Source organism: Dorea sp. (assembly GCF_977044405.1).
In genome coordinates this window covers 1-3,805 of the sequence record NZ_CDRRQK010000056.1, presented here as the reverse complement: position 1 = coordinate 3,805, position 3,805 = coordinate 1, and the positions used below count along the sequence as shown (strand labels likewise).

Annotated in this window: 9 protein-coding genes; 2 read left to right on the top strand and 7 right to left on the bottom strand. The window is 38.1% G+C overall.

Annotation, left to right across the window (positions count from 1 at the left end; translation table 11 throughout):
- Window positions 1-166, bottom strand: a 166-nt coding sequence (locus ACWJAF_RS13845) for a type II toxin-antitoxin system RelB/DinJ family antitoxin (protein ID WP_448864723.1), incomplete at its 3' end; no start/stop codon positions are given.
- A 310-nt stretch (window positions 167-476) separates the two neighbouring features.
- On the opposite strand from ACWJAF_RS13845, the gene ACWJAF_RS13840 reads away from it, so the two are divergent.
- Window positions 477-608, top strand: a complete 132-nt coding sequence (locus ACWJAF_RS13840; protein ID WP_448864721.1) for a cysteine-rich KTR domain-containing protein — start codon at window positions 477-479, stop codon at window positions 606-608.
- A gap of 96 nt (window positions 609-704) precedes the next feature.
- Here ACWJAF_RS13840 and ACWJAF_RS13835 read toward each other — a convergent pair whose 3' ends face one another.
- Window positions 705-899 carry a sortase B protein-sorting domain-containing protein gene (locus tag ACWJAF_RS13835; protein ID WP_448864713.1) on the bottom strand — a complete coding sequence of 65 codons (195 nt, stop codon included), beginning with the start codon at window positions 897-899 and terminating at the stop codon, window positions 705-707.
- 31 nt (window positions 900-930) lie between these two features.
- Window positions 931-1,149 carry a helix-turn-helix transcriptional regulator gene (locus tag ACWJAF_RS13830; protein ID WP_448864711.1) on the bottom strand — a complete coding sequence of 73 codons (219 nt, stop codon included), beginning with the start codon at window positions 1,147-1,149 and terminating at the stop codon, window positions 931-933.
- Between the two features lie 197 nt (window positions 1,150-1,346).
- Between ACWJAF_RS13830 and ACWJAF_RS13825 the strand changes: the two genes are divergently transcribed.
- Window positions 1,347-1,778: a hypothetical protein gene (locus ACWJAF_RS13825; protein ID WP_448864709.1), complete on the top strand. Its 432-nt coding sequence runs from the start codon at window positions 1,347-1,349 to the stop codon at window positions 1,776-1,778.
- On the opposite strand, the gene ACWJAF_RS13820 is transcribed toward ACWJAF_RS13825, so the two are convergent.
- The 4 genes from ACWJAF_RS13820 to ACWJAF_RS13805 all read right to left on the bottom strand — a co-directional run bounded on the left by ACWJAF_RS13820 (window position 1,675) and on the right by ACWJAF_RS13805 (window position 3,801).
- Entirely contained in the window at window positions 1,675-2,088 is a 414-nt protein-coding gene (locus ACWJAF_RS13820) for a DUF1016 N-terminal domain-containing protein (RefSeq protein WP_448864719.1), read from the bottom strand. The genes ACWJAF_RS13825 and ACWJAF_RS13820 overlap by 104 nt on opposite strands.
- Before the next feature lie 74 nt (window positions 2,089-2,162).
- Complete coding sequence (locus ACWJAF_RS13815; RefSeq protein WP_448864707.1) at window positions 2,163-2,270, bottom strand: hypothetical protein; 108 nt, start codon at window positions 2,268-2,270, stop codon at window positions 2,163-2,165.
- Window positions 2,271-2,434: 164 nt separating this feature from the next.
- Window positions 2,435-3,550, bottom strand: coding sequence for a Fic family protein (locus ACWJAF_RS13810; protein ID WP_448864717.1), 1,116 nt, complete (start codon window positions 3,548-3,550; stop codon window positions 2,435-2,437).
- Window positions 3,551-3,729: 179 nt separating this feature from the next.
- Entirely contained in the window at window positions 3,730-3,801 is a 72-nt protein-coding gene (locus ACWJAF_RS13805) for a DUF6462 family protein (protein WP_448864715.1), read from the bottom strand.
- Window positions 3,802-3,805 lie beyond the last annotated feature (4 nt).

Genomic DNA, 3,805 nt, shown 5'->3' with positions numbered 1-3,805 from the left:
GATTATGCACAGTTCGTTTTATTTCAAATGGAAATCCATTATATGCAACCGCCTGCGTTAAAAACATCCTTATTGCTGATGTCGTATCAGTTCCAAGATCTTTAAAAAGCTGATCTGATTTATTTTTCAAGTCATCGTCTACCCTGATCTGAATTGTACTTGCCATTTTAGATACCTCCTTTTTTCTTCATTATAATGCCATTTCATTACTAATTCAATACAATTGTATTGATATTCCACTTATTTCTACGCACTTATCCAAGATAGTAGATATGGAATCTTGAATAACTTCGTACCATTTCTTAACAGTTTTTGTATCAAGTTCCAAAAATAATTTTCAGCATATACTTCCAATACGAAAAATTTTTCAAGTACTTTCACTAATTTCGTTGCTGCTTCTTCCACTGAAGAGAAAACTCCACAGCCCACATTTAAATGTGGAAATCTAAAGAAGAAAATATGAAAAAACGAAATGGATATTTTGTCCACATGTGGGAACAAACCACGAAATAAAATTAGAAAAATACAAGATTAAAAATTTTCCTCTGTATTGTCCAAACTGCAAAAGAGAACCTTTAATTGAAGTTAAAGAGAGATTTTCTTCGTAAACCGCTGTTTATCGCTTCCGGGTAACAAAAAAGCACCGTATTTCTACGACGCTTTTATCTTGCTCGGAAGATATCGAGCAAGGGAACGCTATTCAATTATTTGTTGTACTTTTTCTTTCTGCTGACAACCGTTGTACCGATGGCTGCACCGCCGCTGACGAACAACAGGGCAATCCACAAAGCAATGTTGCTTGTGTCACCGGTCTGCGGACTCTTATCGGATGTTCCATGTTTGGTACTGGCAGGTTTTTTCTCAAGAGCAGCAATCGCATCTTCGATAGTCTTTGCCATCTTGTCTAATTCGGATTGCTCCGTAATATTTTTACCACGGACAACAGCATTGACGGCAGCTTCCACGGCAGTGAAGTCCTTGTACTGGCTTTTTCGATCCCTTTTTATTGGAAAACAGCTCGTCAATAGAAATATCAAACAAAGCAGAGATTGCCATAATATTTTCAATATCGGGGATGCCTGTGTCCGTTTCCCACTTTGTAACCGCCTGCCTCGATACGCCGAGCTTTTCTGCTACTTTGCGTGGCATTTTCCATATTATCTCAAGTGTTTTACTATATTTGAATAATCCGGGGTAAAATCCATCAGCTGTCCGGTATATGGAAATCACAATTCCGTTTTAATGAAAATCATGATTCCGTCAAAAAAGAAATCACTTTATATTCAAAACCTTATAATGAATGTATGCACCTAATGGTGTAAATTCATTACAAGGAGGTCTCAATTATGACCAAATATCGAGAAATCATCCGGCTTACCGGACTAGGCTTTTCTCAACGCAACATCATGGCAAGCTGTGGTGTTGCTCAGAAAACTGTAGTCAAAGTTCAAAAACGTGCCAGAGAATTAAACCTTTCTTGGCCACTTGATGAATCTATGACGGATGCTGAACTTCAAAGACTCATGTTTTCTAAAGAAAGTTCAATATCGAAAAACAAGCGTATGCCAGACTACGACTACATCCACAAAGAACTGCTCCGCAACGGAGTCAGTAAAAAACTCCTGTGGACTAAATATATGGAGGACTGCCGTGCCAACGGTGATGAGCCGCTCATCAGATCAACATCACAAGCATTGATGCTGAGCATCCCTTTCCAAGCTCCATCAAAAATTTCTGTAAATTGGAAAGAATCCTTTTCTCAAGGTCACTCTCTGTAAAATCTGCATTCTGAGAAAAACCTAAAAAATCCGCAACTACTGGATTTTTGATGAACTCCAACTTATCATTTTGATACGGTGCAGTCAGTTTCTTCATTTCACTTTCTACAAACTCTTTTTTCTGAGTCCCCAGCATACGGTAATAATACTGAGAAGAAATGTTTCTCTGCAAAGTACGAACACTCCAAGTCTGTTCTGCGGCTTCTTTCGCATACCAGTCACAAGCTTCAGGGTCTTTGACCTGTAATAATGTTCTATAATGCGACCACGAAAGCAGAACGCCGGATTGTCTCCACGCCGTGTCGACAATTTCAGGAAAGGTTTTATAAAACTTCAGACAATGCTATAAATTACTTCTATCATATCCTTTTCCATATTGCTGAGTCAGTTCTTTAGAAATTTCTTTACTACCTCTAGCCCATACTCCGAGCGTTCATCTCCACCTAATTCTTCTTCTGCTATTCTGTAACCAATCAACCAATTTCTCTGCACGAGCAATGTATTGACAGCCTGATATGCAGCTTTTTGTGAGGACTAGATAATCCCACACATATCCTTTAAGATGTCATCAGTTTTAACAACATTATCCATAAAACTATTTTGACCGAATTTTTCTAATTGATTCTCCATAGCCATCACTCCTTGGAATTTTCTAATTACTTCTTGAATTTATATTTTCCTTTTCCGTGACCGGATACCGGTTCAATAATATCTGCCTGTACCAAATTGGAAAGAAGTTTGGAAGCACCTGAACTTTTCAGCTCAAGAATCCCCATAACGGCACTTCTTCCAAACACCTCTTCAAAGCCAAACTCTTCAAAGAGTCTATGGATATGAACCATCGTTTTTGCCGAGAAATCGCTGCCTTTTTCAGAAAGTACACTTTCAATATCCACTTTTTCATTCTCAATGTCCACTTTTGCATCCCCAATGTCCACTTTTTCTTCGTTTAAAAGTCTACTTATATGAAGATTTCGATTATGAAGTTCATTTTTTTCGTTCAAAAGCAGATTTCTGAGAAACGCTTCCAGATACTCTGTTGTTTCGTGAATACCTTTTTGCAGGTTCGTATAGTTTGCACGGACAAGTGCATTTCTGAAATACCACGCATTTTCTGCAAAAATATCATTGGTTGCCGAGAACCCAAGCGTCCTTAAATATTTGATGAAGAATACTGCCGTTGTTCTCGTATTGCCTTCCCCGAAAATATGGATTTGCCATAACCTTGAAACAAATACCGCAAGATGATGGATAATCTCGTCCATTGAAAGTCCTTTGTAGCTAAAATCTTTCTCCTGCAAAAAATCGTATTCAAGTGTAGCTCTCAGTTCGGACGCACTACCGTACATAACGGTTGCTCCATCAAGCACCCATTCTTTCTTTGTGATGTTGTAATCTCTAATCTTTCCAGCGTGTTTATAAATTCCCTGAAAGAGTTTGCGATGGATAGAAATATACTCATTTGGAGAAAATGAAAACGCTGTTTCGGAAAGAATTTCTGCAATACGGGACGAAACCTTATCAGCTTCTTCAGTACGCTCATCATCGGACAAATGCACTGGTCTTTCTTCATAATAGCTGTCGATAAGACTCTGTGCTTCCTTTATCGTGATTTTGCCTTCAATATTCTGAATTGCAGTATCAATCAAATATTTAGATGGTTTGAGTCCATCCACTGCCTGAAGTCCGATTGCCGTACTCCAAGCATAACCCTTATGAGCTTTATCCGGTTCAGACTCCCTCAAATATTCCTTAAACGGATCTTTTTCCATATCCACTACCTCGCTTCATAGTCTTATAATTCAATCTTACCTAATTTGTGCAGACCGTCTGCACAAATTCAAAACTGCACTATTCGCTTTCCTGTAAAATGCTCACTTTTTTCTTTATTATGCTTTGCGTCCGACAATAAGTCAACGTGTTTTGCTCCTCATGTATTACATTTTATTTTTTATAATTCATCTCTGAAATTTTCAAGATATTCATCCACAATCTCTGTATTGACCAGAACAACTCTCTTCACATGA